The 19,075-nt window shown below is 43.8% G+C and carries 23 protein-coding genes and 1 riboswitch; of the genes, 18 read left to right on the forward strand and 5 right to left on the reverse strand.

Going from position 1 to position 19,075, the window contains the following annotated elements:
• Positions 1–64: 64 nt before the first annotated feature.
• The 14 genes from WMO29_RS13130 (at position 65) to WMO29_RS13195 (ending at position 13,232) form a co-directional block, all read left to right on the forward strand.
• On the forward strand, positions 65–2,449 hold the full coding sequence (locus WMO29_RS13130; RefSeq protein WP_227589429.1) for an FtsX-like permease family protein: 2,385 nt from the start codon (positions 65–67) through the stop codon (positions 2,447–2,449).
• A gap of 132 nt (positions 2,450–2,581) precedes the next feature.
• Entirely contained in the window at positions 2,582–2,905 is a 324-nt protein-coding gene (locus WMO29_RS13135) for a PadR family transcriptional regulator (RefSeq protein ID WP_004841007.1), read from the forward strand.
• The gene (locus WMO29_RS13140; protein WP_148336069.1) at positions 2,902–3,489 is read left to right on the forward strand and encodes a DUF2812 domain-containing protein; all 588 of its coding nucleotides are present in this window, start codon (positions 2,902–2,904) and stop codon (positions 3,487–3,489) included. Before WMO29_RS13135 ends, WMO29_RS13140 begins: the two co-directional genes overlap by 4 nt.
• Positions 3,490–3,501: 12 nt before the next feature.
• Positions 3,502–3,921, forward strand: a complete 420-nt coding sequence (locus WMO29_RS13145) for a nuclear transport factor 2 family protein (RefSeq protein WP_004841005.1) — start codon at positions 3,502–3,504, stop codon at positions 3,919–3,921.
• A gap of 27 nt (positions 3,922–3,948) precedes the next feature.
• Complete coding sequence (locus tag WMO29_RS13150; protein ID WP_158575090.1) at positions 3,949–4,122, forward strand: hypothetical protein; 174 nt, start codon at positions 3,949–3,951, stop codon at positions 4,120–4,122.
• Between the two features lie 75 nt (positions 4,123–4,197).
• On the forward strand, positions 4,198–4,866 hold the full coding sequence (locus WMO29_RS13155) for a response regulator transcription factor (protein WP_148336070.1): 669 nt from the start codon (positions 4,198–4,200) through the stop codon (positions 4,864–4,866).
• Positions 4,863–5,876 carry a sensor histidine kinase gene (locus WMO29_RS13160; protein ID WP_227589428.1) on the forward strand — a complete coding sequence of 338 codons (1,014 nt, stop codon included), beginning with the start codon at positions 4,863–4,865 and terminating at the stop codon, positions 5,874–5,876. The genes WMO29_RS13155 and WMO29_RS13160 overlap by 4 nt, the downstream gene beginning before the upstream one ends.
• 101 nt (positions 5,877–5,977) lie before the next feature.
• On the forward strand, positions 5,978–6,745 hold the full coding sequence (locus WMO29_RS13165; protein ID WP_004840998.1) for an ABC transporter ATP-binding protein: 768 nt from the start codon (positions 5,978–5,980) through the stop codon (positions 6,743–6,745).
• Positions 6,735–8,954, forward strand: coding sequence for an FtsX-like permease family protein (locus WMO29_RS13170; protein ID WP_227589427.1), 2,220 nt, complete (start codon positions 6,735–6,737; stop codon positions 8,952–8,954). The genes WMO29_RS13165 and WMO29_RS13170 overlap by 11 nt, the downstream gene beginning before the upstream one ends.
• Positions 8,955–8,966: 12 nt before the next feature.
• Positions 8,967–10,931, forward strand: coding sequence for an ABC transporter permease (locus tag WMO29_RS13175; RefSeq protein ID WP_227589426.1), 1,965 nt, complete (start codon positions 8,967–8,969; stop codon positions 10,929–10,931).
• Between the two features lie 150 nt (positions 10,932–11,081).
• Entirely contained in the window at positions 11,082–11,246 is a 165-nt protein-coding gene (locus WMO29_RS13180; protein WP_117497604.1) for a DUF6440 family protein, read from the forward strand.
• A 55-nt stretch (positions 11,247–11,301) separates the two neighbouring features.
• Positions 11,302–11,736, forward strand: coding sequence for a winged helix-turn-helix domain-containing protein (locus WMO29_RS13185; RefSeq protein WP_029465871.1), 435 nt, complete (start codon positions 11,302–11,304; stop codon positions 11,734–11,736).
• Between the two features lie 166 nt (positions 11,737–11,902).
• Positions 11,903–12,817 carry a ParM/StbA family protein gene (locus WMO29_RS13190; RefSeq protein ID WP_227589425.1) on the forward strand — a complete coding sequence of 305 codons (915 nt, stop codon included), beginning with the start codon at positions 11,903–11,905 and terminating at the stop codon, positions 12,815–12,817.
• Positions 12,780–13,232 carry a hypothetical protein gene (locus tag WMO29_RS13195; protein WP_253057963.1) on the forward strand — a complete coding sequence of 151 codons (453 nt, stop codon included), beginning with the start codon at positions 12,780–12,782 and terminating at the stop codon, positions 13,230–13,232. Before WMO29_RS13190 ends, WMO29_RS13195 begins: the two co-directional genes overlap by 38 nt.
• Positions 13,233–13,262: 30 nt before the next feature.
• On the opposite strand, the gene WMO29_RS13200 is transcribed toward WMO29_RS13195, so the two are convergent.
• Positions 13,263–13,592, reverse strand: a complete 330-nt coding sequence (locus tag WMO29_RS13200) for a helix-turn-helix domain-containing protein (protein ID WP_003501971.1) — start codon at positions 13,590–13,592, stop codon at positions 13,263–13,265.
• 126 nt (positions 13,593–13,718) lie between these two features.
• Here WMO29_RS13200 and WMO29_RS13205 point away from each other — a divergent pair, with 126 nt between their 5' ends.
• The 3 genes from WMO29_RS13205 to WMO29_RS13215 all read left to right on the forward strand — a co-directional run bounded on the left by WMO29_RS13205 (position 13,719) and on the right by WMO29_RS13215 (position 15,640).
• Positions 13,719–14,267 (forward strand): SLOG family protein, encoded by a 549-nt coding sequence (locus WMO29_RS13205; RefSeq protein ID WP_118560398.1) that lies wholly within the window; start codon positions 13,719–13,721, stop codon positions 14,265–14,267.
• A gap of 666 nt (positions 14,268–14,933) precedes the next feature.
• Positions 14,934–15,461: a sigma-70 family RNA polymerase sigma factor gene (locus WMO29_RS13210; RefSeq protein WP_349165117.1), complete on the forward strand. Its 528-nt coding sequence runs from the start codon at positions 14,934–14,936 to the stop codon at positions 15,459–15,461.
• Complete coding sequence (locus WMO29_RS13215; protein WP_025529780.1) at positions 15,458–15,640, forward strand: helix-turn-helix domain-containing protein; 183 nt, start codon at positions 15,458–15,460, stop codon at positions 15,638–15,640. The genes WMO29_RS13210 and WMO29_RS13215 overlap by 4 nt, the downstream gene beginning before the upstream one ends.
• A gap of 53 nt (positions 15,641–15,693) precedes the next feature.
• Here WMO29_RS13215 and WMO29_RS13220 read toward each other — a convergent pair whose 3' ends face one another.
• From WMO29_RS13220 to WMO29_RS13235, 4 genes are all read right to left on the reverse strand, one after another.
• Entirely contained in the window at positions 15,694–16,119 is a 426-nt protein-coding gene (locus tag WMO29_RS13220; protein WP_029465888.1) for a winged helix-turn-helix domain-containing protein, read from the reverse strand.
• A 170-nt stretch (positions 16,120–16,289) separates the two neighbouring features.
• Positions 16,290–16,982: a riboflavin kinase gene (locus WMO29_RS13225; RefSeq protein WP_227589421.1), complete on the reverse strand. Its 693-nt coding sequence runs from the start codon at positions 16,980–16,982 to the stop codon at positions 16,290–16,292.
• Between the two features lie 8 nt (positions 16,983–16,990).
• Positions 16,991–17,635: an ECF transporter S component gene (locus WMO29_RS13230; protein ID WP_227589420.1), complete on the reverse strand. Its 645-nt coding sequence runs from the start codon at positions 17,633–17,635 to the stop codon at positions 16,991–16,993.
• 117 nt (positions 17,636–17,752) lie between these two features.
• A riboswitch (FMN riboswitch) is annotated at positions 17,753–17,868 on the reverse strand.
• Between the two features lie 98 nt (positions 17,869–17,966).
• On the reverse strand, positions 17,967–18,485 hold the full coding sequence (locus WMO29_RS13235) for a nitroreductase family protein (RefSeq protein ID WP_227589419.1): 519 nt from the start codon (positions 18,483–18,485) through the stop codon (positions 17,967–17,969).
• 152 nt (positions 18,486–18,637) lie between these two features.
• On the opposite strand from WMO29_RS13235, the gene WMO29_RS13240 reads away from it, so the two are divergent.
• Complete coding sequence (locus WMO29_RS13240; protein ID WP_118024187.1) at positions 18,638–18,991, forward strand: winged helix-turn-helix transcriptional regulator; 354 nt, start codon at positions 18,638–18,640, stop codon at positions 18,989–18,991.
• Positions 18,992–19,075 lie beyond the last annotated feature (84 nt).

Below are 19,075 nucleotides of genomic sequence, written 5' to 3' on the forward strand. Positions count from 1 at the left end.
CTTCCGATGTGAAGCCGCCGCTTTGCTGACAGCAGAAATATAAGACTTAAAGGAGATGATCAAAATGACAGTACCATTTGAAAATGATACAGGAAATATTGTCAGGAAACTGGCAAGAAAAAGTTTGAAAAGCGAAAAACGCCGGAATTTGATGGTGGTGATCGCCGTTGCGCTGGCATCCTGTCTGATCTGTTTTTCGATTGTGATGGCTTTGTCTACCCGGCAGATAGAGAAAAATCATGTGGAGGATACTTATGAGGCGGTCTATACCAGGATTACTGAGGAAGATGTGTCCACCCTGAAGGGGCTGGATGACTTCTCAAGGGTAGGAGAGTATTATATGCTGGCTGTGGAACCTGCGGAGCAGGGATACAATGCCTCCTATATCTATTGTGATGAGGAAACGATGTATATTGCCCGTGACCAGATGAAGCTGCTGGAAGGCCGACTGCCCCAAAAGGAGGATGAGGTGGTGGTGAGCCGTTATTTCCTTTCCAACTATGCTGCAGACGCCGGGATTGGCGAAAAGGTTATGCTAAGCAGCGAGAGCTTTCACGGAGAATACACGGTGACTGGCATTATGGAAGGCTATAAGGAAAAAGAGGTAAATGGATCTTCCATCCTTCTTTCCAAAGAAGCCCTGAAAGGATGGAGCGGCTATGACCCCGCTGATTATCGAGCCTATGTGCATTTTAAGAATGAGCAGCAAATGGATGAAACAGAGCTGACTGCCCGCAGCAGGGAGATTGCCAAGGAATATCAGCTGGAAATGCCGATCATGAACCTCAGCTATATGAAGTTCTATAAGCAGCCTGTGAATGTCAGTATGCTGGCGCTGGTTGCCGGAATTGCAGTTCTGGTCATCATCGGAGGGTATGTTGTGATACAAAGTATCTTCCGAATTTCTATCAATGATAAAATCCAAAGCTATGGACAACTGCGGACCATCGGCACAACGCCAAAACAGATCCGCCGTATTGTCAAAAAAGAAGGCCGTTTCTTAGGATGGGCTGGCATTGGTATCGGTATTTTGCTGGGATGTGCAGCCGGGTTTGCACTGTTTCCCCGTGGGTTTAATCTGCTATTTTATGCAGCCGCGATTGTTTTGACTGCACTGCTTGGCTGGTTTATGGTATCCATTGCGATCCGCAGACCGGTAAAGATTGCCGCCAGTATCTCCCCGATTGAAGCAGTCCGCTTTACCGGCAATCAGAGCGGAAAGGCCCACACACATAAGAAGAATATGCGGTTAAATCCCCTCTCCATGGGAATTGCAAATTTCAGGCGTGACCGCAAAAAGACGATCAGTATCGTGGCTTCCCTGAGTCTGGGCGGGGTGATCCTTTTGGTGACAGCTTCTATTCTTTTGGTTCGTTCGCCGGAGCGGATCGCAAGACAGTATTTCCCGGATGGGGATTATAAAATCTATATCCATTCTGAAAAAACAGAATATGAGGTGATGTCAAAAGGAAATCCTTTGAATGAAGCGCTTCGGCAGGAGGTGCTGGCCGTGGATGGCGTAACAGATGTGATAGAAAATCGTCAGGCGGTTCATGTGCGGTTTGAAAATGAGGAAAGTTCTTCCGGCGGAATGTGTGATCTGTTGAGTGACCGAAACAGGGATCAAATGGAAGCGGCGCTTGTGTCCGGAACTTTACCTCAAGATTCCCATAGTATTGCACTTGATATGGATTATGCAGAAGATATGATCGGTGTAGATGTGGGGTCAGTTATCAAACTTACCATAGGGGATCAAGAGATTCCTGTCACTGTTTCCGGTCTGCTCATAAACGATGGGCTTAAAAATGGTCATGGTCCTCTGGCATTGGACAGCACCTGCATGGTTGCAACCAAAGAGCTATTTCAGGAAGCAATGCCAAAGATCAACTGTTTTGATTATTCCTGGAGCATTGTCAGCGATCCCAAAAAGGCGGAGCAGATTGAAAACAGTCTGAGTGCGATCATTTCTTCCAATCCGGATCTTGACTTGGATACCATTGGGATACATAAGGATTATGAGGAAATGGAAAACCGGGTCGTTTTTGGAGGGTTTCAGGCGCTGTCCTGGCTGGTATTCCTCTTTGGCGTGGTCAATCTCATCAACACAACCCTCTCCAATCAGATGTCCAGAAAGAGGGAAAACAGCGTCTTTCGTGCCATCGGTCTGACCAGAAAACAGCTCTGTCAAATGACCATCTATGAGGGAATTTGCTATGCGTTTTCTGCTGCGCTGGCAACCCTGGTAGCGGGCCTCCCGATTGCAGTGATTGCTGCCCGGAAATTCAGTGAAATGACTTTCCATGGAGTCATCATGCCATATTCCTTCCCCTTCCTGCAAATGGGGCTGTTCGTTCTGGTGCTGTTTGGCCTGGAGGTGATTCTGTCCTTCTGGACAATGCGCAGGCAGAAAAATCAATCGCTTGTGGAAGAAATGCGAGCGATGGAATAAGCATATAGAATCGGCGGGGCGGCGTGTGCTGCCCCGCTTTTTAAGTTTGCTGTTATATTTTGGATCGTTATTGACTTCTATTACGGTTAGTGATATATTTATTACAGTAACCGTAATAAGGAGGCAGGTGTTATGCGAGACAATGCGAAAGGCGGTGCGCTCACAGAGGTGACATTCTTTATTTTGCTTTCCCTTTATACCCCGAAACATGGATATGCTGTCATGCAATTTATTGAAGATAGTACAAAAGGGCGGCTCACGCTGGGGGCAGGTACTTTATATGGTGCGTTGAACTCGTTGCAGGAAAAAGGCTGGATTGCACCTTTTGGAGATAGTGCGGGACGGAAAAAAGAATATCTCATCACAACACAAGGAAAAGAAATTGCAGAAAAGGAACTTATAAGGCTCAATGAACTTGTAGGAGTGGCCAATGGAATTATTGGAGGTGCAGTATGAGCAAAAAGTGTTATCGTTTCTTTGGCGGTTTGTTGACTGCCCAGGAACATTGGTTGAATAAAATGTCTGAAAAGGGCTATCGTCTGATTCGGACGGAAAAAATGTTGTATGAATTTGAGGCGTGTAAACCGGATCAGGTAAAATACTGCGTGGAGTTTATCGGGCAAAAATCGAAAGCCAACGCGTCCGATTATCATGAGTTTTTAGAGGGGATGGGTTACAAAGTATTTTATAAAAACATCAACCTGAACTACTCTGTTGGTAAAGTACGCCTACGGCCATGGGCTGAAAAAGGCGGACGCATAGCAACAAATGCCACCACCTTTAATCGGGAACTGTTGATTGTAGAAAAAGATAATGACGGTAAGCCGTTTGAACTTCATACTTCTTATGAGGACAAGGAAAACTATTACAGAAATCTGCGTAATCCGTGGCTGCTGCTCCTGCTTATGTTCGCAATATTTGCGGTTGTAAATCGCTCGGCAGTTTTTGGTGTGCTTGCCCTGGTTTCTCTGATTCCTGTCCTCGTATATCAAACCCAGGTGATGCAGAACAAACGCGAAGGTAAGACAAAAGAATGGTGAGGTGTTTATATCATGAATGAACGAGAAAAAACAATCCGATTATGGTTTGATATGTGGCTCAATCAGCAGGATATGGGGATTGATGATATTTTTACAGAAGATGTGATCTATACAGAAAGCTGGAGTCCCCAGTATAACAACCGAAAAACAGTAAAGCATTGGTTTCAGGAATGGAATACCCGTGGCAAGGTGGTCATTTGGGAAATCAAGCAATTTTTTCATAAGGGAGATCAAACGATTGTGGAGTGGTATTTCAAAAATGAAATGAACAATGGAAGTATAGAGGAATTTGATGGAATCTCGCTGGTTGAATGGACAGAGGATAATAAAATAAAGGCATTAAAAGAATTTGGGTGTAATCGCAATACCTATAATCCATACCAGGAAGGCGATACCCCTCAATTCAAAGCAGAAAAAGCAAATTGGTTTTGAATTGAGTGCTTATGGAGGTAAAATATAATGTATCGGACAGAATTAGTAGAAGGAATTACCGTGGAAAATGTAACAGAGAAAATCAATGCAAAAATAGAAGAAATGGAAAAGGAAAGCTATCGACTTGTTACGATGTCTTTTTGGGGAACCGAAAGAGCTGTACTGGTTTTCAAAAAAGGCTTAAAGGGTAGTTTGCTTTAACATATATACTTGACTTATTCGAATGTCAATGGGAGAATGAGCAACTGCATATCGTATTTTTTTACGGAGGCTGATATGAAAGAAAAAATATTGATAATAGAAGATGATCCGTTGATACGGAATGAATTGAAAACGCTGCTGCAAAGCAACGGCTATGAAACGGTGGCTCCGGAGAAATTTGCTGATGTGATCGACCGGATCAAAGCCGAGCAGCCACACTTGATTTTGCTGGACATCAAACTGCCGGGGACCAGTGGCTTTTCTCTCTGCACCGAGATTCGCACATTTTCCGAAGTGCCAATCATCTTTGTGACAAGCTGCAACACGGATATGGACGAGCTGAATAGCATTATGCTGGGCGGAGACGCTTTTATCACGAAGCCCTATAACACAGCGATCCTGCTTGCGAAAATCGCTTCTCTGTTGAAAAAAGCCTATCCCACACAGCAACGGGAACAGATCGTCTATGGAGATGCGGTGCTGCGTCTGGAATCCAGCAGTTTGGACTATCATGGACAGAGCGTAGAACTTACCAAGAACGAATTGAAAATTCTCTATTACCTGTTCAAGAACGGTGGAAAAATCTGTTCTCGCGGAGATATGATTGAGTATTTGTGGGACAATCAGCTATATGTGGATGACAATGCTTTGAGCGTCAATATCAACCGCATCCGGGAAAAACTGGCGGGCATCGGTCTGACGGATTTTATCAAGACAAAGCACCGACAGGGGTACACGATATGAACAGCAGACGATATTGGAAAAACAGGCTGCCATTTCTGCTGACAAACCTTGTTTGTATGGCTGCACTCACTGTATTTCTGCTGGTGTGCGGCAATTCGGTTTCCGCAGTAGTATTGATCCTGATTGTATGGGCATTGATTTTGCTGACGGGACTTGTCCTCACTTACTGGAAACGGAAGCGGCAGATGAAAAAACTTCTGGATATGGCGGAGCAGCTTTCCGAAAGATACCTCATTTCCGAAGTGATGGAGCTGCCGGAACAGGCCGAGGATCAGGTTTACTATCAGCTTTTGAAAATGGCTGGAAAATCCATGTTGGAACAGATTGGAGAAGTCGAGCGGGAACGCCTGGAGTACAAAGAATACATTGAGCAATGGATTCACGAAATCAAAACGCCCATTACTGCCATGAAACTCCTATGTGAAAACCACCGGACGGACTGGACAAAGGAACTTCTGCTGGAACTGGAAAAGACCAACCGTTTTACCGAACAGGCTCTTTATTACGCCCGCAGTGAGCATACAGAGAAAGATTATTCTGTCCGGGAAATGGCACTGTCCCAAGTGGTGCATCAGGCGATTGCAGATAATAAATATCTGCTGCTCCAAGGTGGTATGCGTCTGGAAGTGGAGGAAATGCAGGACACGGTTTATTCAGATGAAAAGTGGGTGCGCTTTATTCTGAACCAACTGATTGCCAATGCGGTCAAGTATCGTACGGAACAACCGGTTCTCCGCATTTCTACTCATAAACGGCAAGATCAGGTTGTCCTTGTCGTGGAGGACAATGGAATCGGAATTGCTGCGTCCGATCTGCCCCGTATTTTTGAAAAGGGATTTACAGGCCAGAACGGTCGCAAGATTCAGCAATCCACAGGAATTGGTCTGTATCTGTGCAAACGGCTTTGTGAAAAGCTGGGCATTGGCATTGCGGCGGAATCGTCGGAACATGGCACAGCCGTTTCCCTTTCTTTTCACATCAACTGTCTGATTCATGAAGTGCAGGACTGAAAAGCGTTCTGCACTTCTTACATTTTTGTTAGAACTTTGTAAGAAAACTTGATACAAACGAAGCCGCTCTTATTTTACAATAGAGATCAGAGGTGATAAAAATGAAAGAAATTTTGAAACTGGATCATATCCAAAAATATTACGGAAATGGCGGGAATGTTACAAAAGCAATTCAGGACATCAGCTTTTCCGTTCAAGAGGGAGAATTTGTAGGAATCATGGGAGCATCCGGTTCCGGCAAGACTACCCTGCTCAACTGTATTTCCACCATTGATACCGTCAGTGCGGGACATATCTATCTGGATGGAACCGATGTGACGGAAATCAATGAAAAACAAATTGCCCGGTTTCGCCGGGAAAATCTTGGATTTGTGTTCCAGGATTTTAACCTGCTGGACACGCTGACCATTTCGGAAAACATAGCCCTGGCGCTGACCATCAACAAGGTTCCCGCAGGCGAGATTGATGGGCGGGTGCGGGAAATGGCCGGAAAGCTGAATATCACGGATATTCTGGATAAGTACCCCTATCAGGTGTCCGGCGGCCAGAAGCAGCGGTGCGCCTGTGCCAGAGCCATTATCAACCAGCCTAAGCTGATTTTGGCGGATGAACCCACCGGTGCGTTAGACAGTCACTCGTCCCAGATGCTGCTCTCGACGATCCAGAGTATCAACGAAGATCTCGGAGCCACGATCCTGATGGTGACACACGATGCTTTCTCGGCAAGCTATGCCAATCGTATTCTCTTTATGAGGGACGGGGCAATCTTTATGGAAATCCGTAAGGGTGGTGATTCCCGCAGGACTTTCTTTGAAAAAATCCTGGATGTCCTCACCATGATGGGAGGAGGCATGAGCGATGTACGCTAAATTGATTTTTAGAAATGCGAAACGCTCTGCAAAGGACTATCTAATCTATATTGTTACCTTGACGATCTGCGTTACTTTGTTTTATGCGTTTCTATCTATATCGAGCAGCTACTACCAGCCAGATATTGGAACTGCTTATGAAATTACAGCGTTTAGTGATGGTATCAAATTGGCGGTCTGTGCGATCACGCTGTTGTTATTGTTCCTGATACGCTATGTAAACAGCTATATGCTGCGGCGCAAGCAAAAGGAATTTGCCGTACAATCTATTATGGGGATGGAGCAAAAAACAATCGGCTGGCTCTTTTTTGCAGAAACTTTTTTGATGGGGGCTATATCTATTGCTCTTGGTATTGCTCTTGGTGTGTTGTGTTCGCAATTTATGTCCGCTATGCTGCTCGCTTCCTATGGTCATAGTTATGAGCTGACATGGACACTGTTCCCCGATACCGTTCTTTGGACAGTCGGCTTTTTCACAATCAGTTTTTTCGTGGTTGGACTGTTCAATGTCCGTACTATTCGTAAGATCAAGATTATTGATATGCTGTCTGCGGACAGACAAAATGAACCTGATTTGAAGAAGAACCGGTTTATACCGACAATCCTTGTGATCTACTTGGTGCTTTCTATATGGATGTTGGAAACAGGGATTCAAAAGATGATCTTTTTCTTTGATCCACGATTTGCTTTTCCTCTCCACATCTTGTTTTGGGGAAATATCATTTTTCCGGCGCTCACCCTGCTGTGGTCGTTCGTTTGGCTACTCAAAAAGAAAGTATGGACATTGCAAACTTTGCTTATCGGTCTCTTAGCCTGCACAGTTCCAAATACTGTACTTGCAGCTCTCGTACCGGTTTTTGAAAGCAAGTATTATCTAACTCTGGGCGCTGGTACGATCAATCAATATTTGCTGTTCGTTGTTGCAGATTTACTTTTTTTGATATGCGGAATTATTTATCTGTCCAGCAGCGCGATTGTTGCATGGAAAAGCAAATCCCCTGCACACAGGTATCAAGGTAATAACCTGTTTTTCTTTGGACAGATCATATCCAAGCTCACAACAACGACAAAAACAATGACCTTGATTTGCATTACGCTGACAATAGCCATTCTTATGTTCATTATCGCACCAGTACTGACAGAATGGAGTACGGGGTATTTGGATAGTCGCTCCATGTATGATGTTCAGATCAATTCCCGATATAATGATGTGTACGAAAAAAAGGATTTGCCAACAGGCGATTATGAAGCGGTCACAGATTTTTTGACGGAAGAAGGAATTGCGGTAAGCGCAGACTGTGCCTTTAGCCTTTATCTTCCAAATTGTGAAGATTTTCATGACCGTGTAAAACATGAATTTCCTGTGGTTGCTATTTCTCTTAGCGATTATAATGCTATCAGGGAAATGCTGGGATATGAGGCTATTACGCTTGAAGAAAATGAGTTTACGACCCAATGGCATACAACTGCAACAACGGATGAACAAGAAGAATTTATACGCAGTCATGCAGTGGTAGATACCGATGTAGGAAGGTTAACGCTTTCTGAACAGGCCAGTTATCAAGAGGCAATGGGCGAAACCTTATACAATTCCTATACACAAGTTGTATATGTATTTCCAGATAGTGTTTGTCAAAACCTTCTTTCTGTCAAGCGGAACCGTTATATCCAGACATCAAAAGAACTTTCCTACTCAGATGCAGCGGCCTTAGAAAACAGGTTTATAAAGGTCTATCCAGAACTTTCGGAAAAGGGTGTTGGGTATTCCATTCGATTGAGTACGCTGCAAATCAATGAAACAAAGGGTATGAACTTCATTCTAAAGACAGCGATGATTTATGGCGCTGTGGTTTTAATGGTAATGTGCCTCACAATACTTTCTTTGCAGCAACTCTTAGATGCAGGAAAATATAAATATCGTTTTGGAGTTTTGCGTAAATTGGGGACAGAGGAATCCGATATAAAGAAATTGATGCGAAAACAGCTTAGAGTGTGGTTTGGTTTACCGATTACAGTAGCGGTTATTGTATCCTTCGTTGTGGTAGCTTATTTTATTCAATCTGTCTCAAATGAGATTGCTTCTTATATTGGATTTGATAAATTGCTCCTGCAAGTGGGCATTACGGTCGCTGTACTTATTTTGCTTTTGGTTTGCTATTATATCAGCACATGGATATTATTCAGCAAATCCACATCCAATTCAGATTGAGGGGGTGTGATGATGTACTGGAAGTTAGCAATTCAAAATATTCGCAGAAGCCTGCGGGATTATATCATTTACTTTGTGACGCTTACCTTGACTGCGGCATTGATGTACTCATTTTTGGCATTGGGCTTTTCATCAGATGTTCTTGCTATGGCAGAAAATATGTCGATGCTGACTACTGGAATTCTGCTTATGTCAGCTCTGGTTGCTTTTATGTCCTCGTTTGTGATCGGTTATGCGATCCGCTTTATGCTGGGACGACGGAAAAAGGAGTTTGCAACCTACGAATTGATTGGCATGGAATCAAAGACAGTACGGAATTTGTTCCTTGCTGAAAACAGTATCATCGGCACTGGGGCCTTTCTGCTTGGTTCTTTGGTTGGCACAGGGCTTTCCGGTTTGCTGAATCAGGTGGTAAAAAATATCTTTGAGGTGCCGCATACCTATCAGGTTTCCTTTTCTCTCCAGGCATGGGCAGTAACATTTTTGTTTTTTGCCTTGATGTATGGTTTTGGGATGCTCCGAGCAGCAAAGATTATCCGGCATCAGAAAGTAATCGATCTGCTGTATGATAACCGCAAGAATGAAGAATACCGTTTCAAATCATTCCGCCATAGTCTTTTGGTAGTATTGCTCTCAATCGCTGCAATGGTTGCAGGCGTGATTTTGCTTGGGCGGATGCTTCAGACACAAACCAATGAAGCATTTTTGTACCTTGGCGGAGCCTGCCTGCTCATTCTGGTGGGTGTTTACGAGCTGCATCGCCAGATTCCGCTTTTGTTGCACCGATTTGCAAAACAAAATCTGCGCCATAAGTACAAAGAAGAAAATCTGTTCTTCCTGGGGCAGATTGGGCGGCGCATCCATTCTGCTGGCCGGACAATGGCTGTGGTGGCGATTCTTTTAACCATATCCCTGGCAACCATGTTTGTGGGGCTTACAATGGGAGCAGGCTACAAAGCCAACATGAAAGCCTACTATCCCTATGATGCAGGCGTGGCGATTGATGCACCTTTGGAGAAATCCAGCATGGATTCCATCGTTTCCTTTACAGAGGAGCATTGTGGAGTCGAGGATTCTGTGAGCTATTATCTGTATGCGGTTCCTGAAAAACCGATCGAAGCCTTGTCCTTGTCCGACTATAACCACCTGCGTGAGATTTTGGGACTTTCTCCTGTTTCCATGAGCGACAACGAGTTTTTGGTTCATTGTGATACATGGAACTATATGGACGGAATCCGGCAGGGCTTGAAGCAGCAGCCAGAGATCACATTAAATGGTCGAACCTTGACTATTGCAGAGACACCGATTCTGACGGAGCCGATGGAGCAGTATCAAATGGCCGGAACGAAGGGATATGTACTTGTTCTGCCGGATGAAGCAGCTTCACAATTCGTCGGAGAAAAAATCCGTCTGGCGATGAAACTGGAAGATGGCGGATACCCGGAATTGAAAAGCGACTTGAAGCAATTCCTGAACAGTGGGAAATGGCAGCCGGAATTGCAGGCAGGTCAACAGCTCCCGGAAAAAGTAACGATGGGTGTTACAGTAAAGGCGTGGGGCGTTGCCAATTCGCTGACTGGATTTACAGCCATTTCGTTCTGCGGATTGTATTTAAGCATTATTTTTATCATTCTATCCTGCTCGGTTCTTGCATTTGAGCAGCTTTCTGCCATAGACAAAAACCAGAAGAATTATGCAGTCATTGACCGTTTGGGTGTACCGGGCCGCAGGCAGGCTTCCCTGATCCGCAGGGAACTGTCCACAGTCTTTTTGATCCCACTGCTATTCCCTCTTTTACTGACGGTTTTGCTGATCACAGGGGCACAGTTCTTTTTCGGAGAAGCAATCTTGCAGCAGGGACTTGTACCTCTTTATGGTCTGGTGACGATTCTGCTATTCTGTGCAATCTACCTGACCTATTTTGGTGCAACAATGTTCTTATTCAAACGGGTTATTCTTCGGCCTGAAATGAGATGAAAATTGAATTGCTACAAAAATGAAGCAATTCCGCCTGTTTTCTTGCCGAAAAAGAAAGCGATTAGGAGATTTTTGCAACATTTGGCCTTTATCATAGAGTAATAAATTAGAAATGCTGATACCTTACACTATGCAAAGGAGTGGATTACTATGGCAAACAAAGAAAAGCGCTTTGAAACAATCTATACACAGGGAACTTCCTTGAGTATTGTTGTAGACACCGAAACAGGTGTAAACTACCTTGTCCATGATACGGGGATTACCCCTTTGCTGGATAAAAACGGAACAGTCGTTATTACTGAAATAAACAAGTAAACTTTATATTGGCTGCAGGGTATCAGCATTCTAATTATGAATAAGGGAGGGACATATGGGAAAAATCTTTGTATTGTCGGTAACAGACCATGAAGAATACATACTTAGCAGAATTATGGAGATTATTGCAGCCGAGCCAGGATTTGACCATATTGTGTCATCTCATCCTTGTAATACTCTTGTTTTTCCGGGATTGGAGCTTCGCTTGAAGGAGAGAACGGTACACCGAAACGGCGAGTTAATTTCTATGACCCATCGGGAATTTGCGACATTGGTATACTTGGCAAACCACCCGTCCTGGGTATTTTCTGCCGGGCAGATTTATGAAGAAGTATGGGGTGAGGATGGTGAAAACTGCGGAACAGCCGTTGCCAGCGTCATTGGTCAGATCCGCAGAAAACTGACACCGGATATGCCGAAAGCGGGTTATATCCGTACTGTTTTGGGGAGCGGATACAAATTTGAAGTTCCGCAGGGTATGGCAGAATAGAACAATCAAATATATATTAGCTGCGCACATTATGAAGCAGCCAAAAGCGGGAAACCTTTATGATGGGTCTCCTGCTTTTTGTTTTTAGAAAATAGTGTGTGATTGTTGAGAATAGGCGTCATATAGGCGTAAAGGATATGTATAAAGCAAAAAGGAGGCATTACATATGCTTATTGGCGTTGATCATGGCAACAAACAAATTAAAACGGTTCATTGCAACCCCTTTGTGTCCGGTCTGAAGCAGAGTGTCACCCGTCCCTTTGGACAGAATGTGCTGAGGTATCAGAATACCTACTATACGCTGTCTACTGAGCGGATTCCTTATCGGAAAGATAAAACGGAGGATGATCGCTTCTTTATCCTGACCCTATTTGCTCTGGCTGGAGAGATTGAAGCGAGGGGGGCATATTCCTCGGAGGTTCAGCGTATCCAACTGGCAGTTGGACTGCCGCCGGCACACTTTGGCGCCCAGGTGGAACGGTTCACACAATACTTCAGACAGCGAGGAGTGATAGGGTTTGAGATGCAGGGGAAGCCGTATTCCATCTATATTGAAGATGCGGCCTGCTTCCCCCAGGCTTACGCAGCAGCAGCCACCATGCTTCACACGCTCGTGGAGGAACCCAAAGCGGTGATTCTGGATATTGGCGGGTTTACGGCTGACTATCTGCTGATGAAAAATGGAGAGATTGACCTTACCTCCTGTGATTCGTTAGAAAATGGTGTAATTCTGTTGTACAATAAGGTGCGTTCAAAGGTGAATTCGGAGCTGGACCTGCTGTTGGATGAAGGAGATGTGGACGCTATCCTGATGGGAAAAAAGACTCAATATCCGGATGCAGCCATACGGCTGACAGAACAGATGGCGCAGGAATTTATCAATGACCTGTTCAGCACGCTGCGGGAGCGAATGTTGGACTTGCAATATTGCAAGGTAGTATTTGTAGGCGGTGGCGCCATTCTTTTGAAGCGGCAGATCGAAACTTCGGGCAAGGTGGGAACACCATTCTTCGTACCGAAAATCAATGCAAATGCGGATGGCTATGAGTATCTGTACCGGATTGAAACAGCAGGCAGGTGATGGTATGGGCGAGAAAAAAGAACGAGGACGGTTTACGCTGCGCTTTAATGAGGGCGATCCCATACACGAGACTGCCATTGGATTACTGGAGTTACAGAGTCCCCGCACAAAAGCGCAATATGTGGCAAATGCAGTGGTCTACTATAATGAGCACTTTGGGCAGGAGCCGCAGCCACTAAATGCTTCTATTATCAGCAAAGAAGCGGTAGTGGCTATCGTCAAAGAGATTTTGCGGCAGGAAGGTATGGGACAGGAAAAAGCAAAAGAGCAGGCGATCACAGCCAGATTGGTTGAGGGGCCCGTAGCGCCTGTGATGCCTTCAACTGCACAGGAAGTGGACGATGATTCGGAAATGGACGATAGGACACGCAGACTGATTGCTGGTGCCTTGTCTGCATTCCGCAGCCGGGGATAATCAAAAGAGGCATGGGAGCCAGCGATGCTCCTATGCCTCTTCCTGTATGGCCGCGATAAAACTGTCTAAAATATCTTCAAAATGCCTGTATTGTTTGGGTGTTAGTGTGGAAATCTTCTCCATAAGAAGGGAGGAATCTGTTTCTGTGATGACGCCTCGCAACAAATACTCGGTGCTGATGTGAAGTGCATCACAGACTTTGAGGATCGTCTCAGGCCGCATAGCCTTTTGACCCAATTCTGCGGTGGAGATGGTCTGTGGTGTGACATGAGCCAGCTCTGCCAGAGTTTCTTGGGTCATATTTAGTTGTTTCCTCCGGTCGAAGATCCGTTTACCCATATCTTTCAGTAGATTTTCCATGCGTCACCTCCATGCTATAGTTACATTTTATCCGCTATGACATGGATTATTAAGCGGTCATGGTTGATTTATCTCGTCCATGGCAAGTATAATATGCAGAGGAGTACGCCAGGAAAGGAGAATTATATGAACAGTTTTTCGTGTGTGATTACAGGTCACAGACCGACCAGATTTAAGTTCAAATATAATGAAAAGGATAAACGCTGCCAACGGATTAAAAAGTGTCTGCAGGAGCAACTCATACGACTCTATCATCAGGGAGTACGATGCTTTTGGGTTGGAGGAGCAATGGGCGTTGATATGTGGGCAGCGGAGCTCCTGCTACGTATGAAAGAGCAGCAAGCGTATCAAGATGTGGAATTGTGTCTGGCTCTCCCTTTTGAGGGTTACAATGCAGACTGGGATGACTGGCACCGAAAGAGGATGGATTTTATTTGCAGATATGCTGAGAAGGTCTTAGTGCTGGGCGAAATGCCCTCAAGCGAAAGCTATAAGAAACGCAATTACTATATGGTGGAGCAGGCCGGGCATATGATAGCTGTCTATGATAATGCACACAATATGCGGTCCGGAACCCAGCAGACGGTCAACTATGCCAAGAAGAAAGGACTCCAGATCATTTATATCCATCCAGATACAGCCCAGGTAACAGAGGAAGATATAACTAAAAAATAAAGGAAGGGCTCTAAAGCGGGACACTGAGAGAGGTTGAAAAGCAGTGTGTCCGTTTTAGAGCCTGTTTTGTCATATAATGTCGAATGATTTTCTTTTTACTCGAAAGCGACTCCAATGCTACTCCAAAAGTTTCCGAAAACTGTCAGTTACACTGTAATTATGGCAGTGATCCCAAAACCAATGAAAACTCGATAAGTGGAGGTGGGGGGATGAGATCAGTACAGTACCCAATGAAAATCGGAAGAAGAGGGTGGTCTTTATCCTGACAATAAGGATGAAGGCCGCCTTTTGTTTTAATTTCATAGATTCATAGAATAGTTGGAATAGCATTTGAAAAAAGTATTATTTCACAATTTAACAATTATCAGCAGGGCGGCAGCGTTGCGCTGCCATATCGCGAAAGAAAGGGGATGATGCAGGCCGCCTGTGTGCCGTCCGCATAACTGCGGACAGGGAGTAACGATGTTATGGAAAAAGGATTCCACAACATCGAGCAGTTCATTGCTTTCATAACTCCAGGACACACGGCTTTTCATGAACGGCTCTCAATAGGGGTATATCGTCGAGGCAGGACGAGAGAGTTTTCTCCACATAAGGAAAAACCTCCACCTGCTCGGATGGTATCTATTGAACTGCTCGATGCAGCAATTCAGGGAACAGCTGGTTTTGTCCATTGGTACAAAGCTGGCTGTTTTTGTTTATCACAGCCAGGTTTTGTCCGGTGCAGGTCACCGCCAGAAGCTCAGGAAATTCATAGAAATTCTTGAGACTTTTGGAGGTAAAGCCATGTGGCAACGGAACAATGGACAGGCAGAAGATGACCTGCAATTCAGGTTTACAGCATATTTAGTTTCGGCGGTCAAGCGCCGCAGAAAAGATTATTTGATCCAGCTTTATAAGCGCAGCAGTATAGAGAGTACTGTGGAAGTGGTCTATGAGTCCGAACCAAGCTCAGAGGAAGTGGTTTTAGACAAATTGCCGCTTATGGATGTCATTGAAAATGGAGCGCTTCTGGAGGCACTTCAGAAACTCAATGAACGGGAGCGCCAGATCTTTCTGGCTCGAACGCTGGAGGAAGAAGATTTTGAAACTCTGGGAGTAAAGTTTGAACTGTCCTACAAAGGGGCAGCTGCGCTTTACTATAGGACGATTCAGAAAATCAGAAAGAGCATTGAAGGAGGTGACAAGAGATGAATTTTGAATGTCTGCTTCTCAGCGCCAAGGCGGGAAACGAGGATGCCATTACGACGATTTTGCAGATGTATCGACCATTGCTGCTCAAGTATGCCATTATTGATGGTGTGCTGGATGAGGATTTGTACCAGGAATTGAGCATTATTTTGTTGAAGGCGATTAAGTTGTTTAAGATTTAAGTCAATGAGAAAGGCTCCGAGATCATTATGGCCTCGGAGCCTTTCTTGCTGACTTAAAATGGAGAACTGTTAAATTTATATCCGCTGCCCAGTACAGTCCGGATATAACCGCCCTTCGGCGTATCCGGTGTCAACTTGCGACGGATCTGACCGATTACACTGGCAACAGCGGTACCGCAGTGTTCACCGTCCGCAGCCCACACAGCCTCATAGATTTGGCTGGCAGAAAAGACCCAGCCAGGATGGCGAGCCAGATAAGCAAGGACAGCAAACTCATGATGAGTTAGTGTAACAAGTTGACCTCTGCAGAATACTGCCTGCTCCTTCAGGCGAATCTCAAGCTCCGGAAAGGGGAGAGTGTCATCCGAGAGTGGGAGAGCAATATGGTCAAGCTCTGGTTCGTCTGCAAGGGCTTCCATAATTTTATTGAGTATGTGTTCTTCATGGTCTGCAACGGATAATATTAAAAATTTGCCCATATTGTTCACATCCTTTCTTCTCTCTATATGAATAAGCAGTGGTCTTGTTTTTGGTGAAACCTAAATGAACTGGGGGATAGTATCAGAGCCGTTTCTGTTTATAAAAGGTTGCTGAACACGAAGACTTCAAAATTTTGAGAATGGCGCTATTTGCTCTTGTGTTTACCACCTTACTCGGAATTGAATTTATAACCATAGCCAATTACTGTTTTTATATACTCGTGTCCCATGCAATATGGCTTTAGCCTTTTTCGTATTTGAAAAATCGTGTTTTCTACTGCATGCAAATGGTTATTTGTGGGTTCATGCCAAATCTGTTCATAAATCTGTTCTTTTGTGAATGCAGTTTGAGGAGATTGCAGTAACAGATAAAGGACTTCAAATTCGTTTGTTGATAAATAAACTTCCTGCTGTTCTAATATTACACAATGCCGGTTAACATCAATGTGTAAGGTGTGATTTGTTTGCTTTAATCCCCAAAATTCTTGTGCCATTGTCCGGTCATTCGCAATTTGTTCAAGCAGCAAGGATAATTCATTGAATTTTCTGACTTCCCTCAATTTCTTATATAGGTTGACAGTTATCGTACACCCATATATATCCTTATCAAAATCAAAAATATATGTTTCGATTGAAACAAAGCTATCATTATCAAGTGTAGGGCGCGTCCCAATGTGGGTAACACCGTAATATCTCTTATCGCCTAAAAGAATATCTGCCACATATACTCCTGTCTTTGGCAAAAAATCTTTTTTTTCGATTGCTATGTTCGCGGTAGGTGTCCCCACATGCTTTCCAATACCTCGGCCATGTATAACGGTTCCTGTTAGTGTGTAAATAGGCTCATTTAGTTTTTCTTTCATTTCAATCCTCATATAATCCCATTCATTGACAGGATAATCAAAACACAAGTTACAATAATAAAACTTGCCAATATAAGCAGACCAGTATGCTTTTGTCTTGCTTCATTTTCCGAAGCAGCAACATATCCGCTTTTTCTCAAAGCGGTAACTATGGGCTTATACAGTAAAAAGGTAATGGATGCATTTAACCCACCTTTCAACAAGTTAAATGGAAGAAAGGCAGGAAGTAACAATTCTACAACTGCTTCTCTTGGATACCCCATGTAAAGCGGTGTTACCAAATAGTTCCACAACAGCATAACAACAACCGTTATGAGCCATCCCGATGCCAGACCAATCACTGCACCAGATAAAGTGTGCTTTTTTTTGTAAATGACAGATGCCGTACACGCAAAAGATAGTGTTTGTACGATATTCATGATACAACCTAATATTCCAGTATCGCTTACTGTAATCATTTCAAGGATTGCCACAATGACAGATACGATACAAGAAGTCATCGGTCCCCAAATAAAGCCGCCCAAAGTTACAATAACATCGGATGGGTCGTACTTTAAGAATAGAATAATCGGAATCCTGCCGACAACCATGGTGGCATAAGTGATCGCACATAGCATCCCAATAGTGGTGACTCTTTTTGTTTTACTGTTCATAATTGCTTTCCTCCGTGGCAAAAAATTAACACCCAAAAGAAAAGGTCTTTCGGGTGTTAACATTATAATTAGGCCACAGAAAAGAAAGTAAGCCCCTTAAAATCTGCGGAAATCTAACCATATCTTCTTTCATCCAGACTATACTGTTGGTTTTGGAATTACACCAAATCGTGCGTTTTACGCTCGCGGACTTTACCGCCAATCGGGAATTTCACCCTGCCCCGAAGACACTTTTATTCAGTTGTTTCCCCGCAATTATAACATCAACTATTTTTGGAAGCAATGAGTTGAAGATAGTTCGGAAGTATTTCGGAAATCGAGTCATACTCGGTTACAGTTTTTCATACGAAACTAAGTCAGTGAGTGGAATCCTCATGTGTTCATGTCTTTCTGTATCTGATGGCGCTTCATTTCCATAACCGATTACCAAAATATTGATTGGCTCTAAATTATCGGGTAAATCAAATTCTTTCCGGATAACATCAGGCTGAAAGTAACATACCCATACGGTACCTAAACCTAATTCTGTTGCCTCCAACATCATATGGTCTGTTAGGATAGCTGCGTCAATGTCTCCGGTTTGCTTTTGGTCAAAGGGGCGAACCCATGCTTTGTTATGATCTGCACATACAATAATTGCAAGAGGAGCATTATAAATATTTGCCCCTTTGCTGATTTTTTCCAGTCCCTCTTTGCTTTCTACTGCAATTAAGTGAACCGGCTGTAGGTTTGCTGCTGTTGGTGCAACATGAGCAGCCTGCAAAATTTTATCAAGCTTCTCTTTCTCCACTTTTTTGCCACTGTAATTGCGTACAGAATACCGTTTTTTTGCAATCTCAATAAAATTCATCATGGTCAATCCTTTCTTGGTGCTGTATAATTTAGTTGACATGTTCAATCGTCGTACTAATTTTAACATGGTGCAGTAGAATAACAAGATTGCACTTTTCAGGTAGATACTTCCCTCAAAGAAAGTACCCAAAAAGGAGTGAATATATAAAAATGAATTATCAAAAAGATCAATTTAGTTGTCCAGTGGAAGCCACACTTTTTCTGATTGGAGGAAAATATAAACCTCTCATTCTTTGGCATTTGATAGAAAAACCTTTGCACTACATGGAATTACAACGCTTAATTCCAAAAGCCACACCTAAAATGCTTTCACAACAACTTCGCGATTTGGAAGAATGTGGCATGATTCACAGAGAAGTAATTCCAGAAAAACCACCTAAAACCTTGTATTCACTTACCGCCTTTGGAAAAAGTATCATTCCGGTATTAGATTCTATGTGTAACTGGGGAATACACTTTCTTGAAGGATTGGATATTACACCGCCTTGTGGTTCAAAACTGTAAATAGTCTATTTGGGGAAGAGTAGACTGCCGTTTGTCGAATTTATATATGTTTTTTTCAAGTAATACAGGAAGCAATACTTGCAG

This window comes from Laedolimicola intestinihominis (assembly GCF_040096155.1).
GTDB classification, from domain to species: domain Bacteria; phylum Bacillota; class Clostridia; order Lachnospirales; family Lachnospiraceae; genus Laedolimicola; species Laedolimicola intestinihominis.

Bases quoted from the DNA above. Each gene is read 5' to 3' on its own strand.
- WMO29_RS13130 (WP_227589429.1), top strand. From the start codon at position 65: ATGACAGTACCATTTGAAAATGATACAGGAAATATTGTCAGGAAACTG.
- WMO29_RS13135 (WP_004841007.1), top strand. From the start codon at position 2,582: ATGCGAGACAATGCGAAAGGCGGTGCGCTCACAGAGGTGACATTCTTT.
- WMO29_RS13140 (WP_148336069.1), top strand. From the start codon at position 2,902: ATGAGCAAAAAGTGTTATCGTTTCTTTGGCGGTTTGTTGACTGCCCAG.
- WMO29_RS13145 (WP_004841005.1), top strand. From the start codon at position 3,502: ATGAATGAACGAGAAAAAACAATCCGATTATGGTTTGATATGTGGCTC.
- WMO29_RS13150 (WP_158575090.1), top strand. From the start codon at position 3,949: ATGTATCGGACAGAATTAGTAGAAGGAATTACCGTGGAAAATGTAACA.
- WMO29_RS13155 (WP_148336070.1), top strand. From the start codon at position 4,198: ATGAAAGAAAAAATATTGATAATAGAAGATGATCCGTTGATACGGAAT.
- WMO29_RS13160 (WP_227589428.1), top strand. From the start codon at position 4,863: ATGAACAGCAGACGATATTGGAAAAACAGGCTGCCATTTCTGCTGACA.
- WMO29_RS13165 (WP_004840998.1), top strand. From the start codon at position 5,978: ATGAAAGAAATTTTGAAACTGGATCATATCCAAAAATATTACGGAAAT.
- WMO29_RS13170 (WP_227589427.1), top strand. From the start codon at position 6,735: ATGTACGCTAAATTGATTTTTAGAAATGCGAAACGCTCTGCAAAGGAC.
- WMO29_RS13175 (WP_227589426.1), top strand. From the start codon at position 8,967: ATGTACTGGAAGTTAGCAATTCAAAATATTCGCAGAAGCCTGCGGGAT.
- WMO29_RS13180 (WP_117497604.1), top strand. From the start codon at position 11,082: ATGGCAAACAAAGAAAAGCGCTTTGAAACAATCTATACACAGGGAACT.
- WMO29_RS13185 (WP_029465871.1), top strand. From the start codon at position 11,302: ATGGGAAAAATCTTTGTATTGTCGGTAACAGACCATGAAGAATACATA.
- WMO29_RS13190 (WP_227589425.1), top strand. From the start codon at position 11,903: ATGCTTATTGGCGTTGATCATGGCAACAAACAAATTAAAACGGTTCAT.
- WMO29_RS13195 (WP_253057963.1), top strand. From the start codon at position 12,780: ATGAGTATCTGTACCGGATTGAAACAGCAGGCAGGTGATGGTATGGGC.
- WMO29_RS13200 (WP_003501971.1), bottom strand. From the start codon at position 13,592: ATGGAAAATCTACTGAAAGATATGGGTAAACGGATCTTCGACCGGAGG.
- WMO29_RS13205 (WP_118560398.1), top strand. From the start codon at position 13,719: ATGAACAGTTTTTCGTGTGTGATTACAGGTCACAGACCGACCAGATTT.
- WMO29_RS13215 (WP_025529780.1), top strand. From the start codon at position 15,458: ATGAATTTTGAATGTCTGCTTCTCAGCGCCAAGGCGGGAAACGAGGAT.
- WMO29_RS13220 (WP_029465888.1), bottom strand. From the start codon at position 16,119: ATGGGCAAATTTTTAATATTATCCGTTGCAGACCATGAAGAACACATA.
- WMO29_RS13225 (WP_227589421.1), bottom strand. From the start codon at position 16,982: ATGAAAGAAAAACTAAATGAGCCTATTTACACACTAACAGGAACCGTT.
- WMO29_RS13230 (WP_227589420.1), bottom strand. From the start codon at position 17,635: ATGAACAGTAAAACAAAAAGAGTCACCACTATTGGGATGCTATGTGCG.
- WMO29_RS13235 (WP_227589419.1), bottom strand. From the start codon at position 18,485: ATGAATTTTATTGAGATTGCAAAAAAACGGTATTCTGTACGCAATTAC.
- WMO29_RS13240 (WP_118024187.1), top strand. From the start codon at position 18,638: ATGAATTATCAAAAAGATCAATTTAGTTGTCCAGTGGAAGCCACACTT.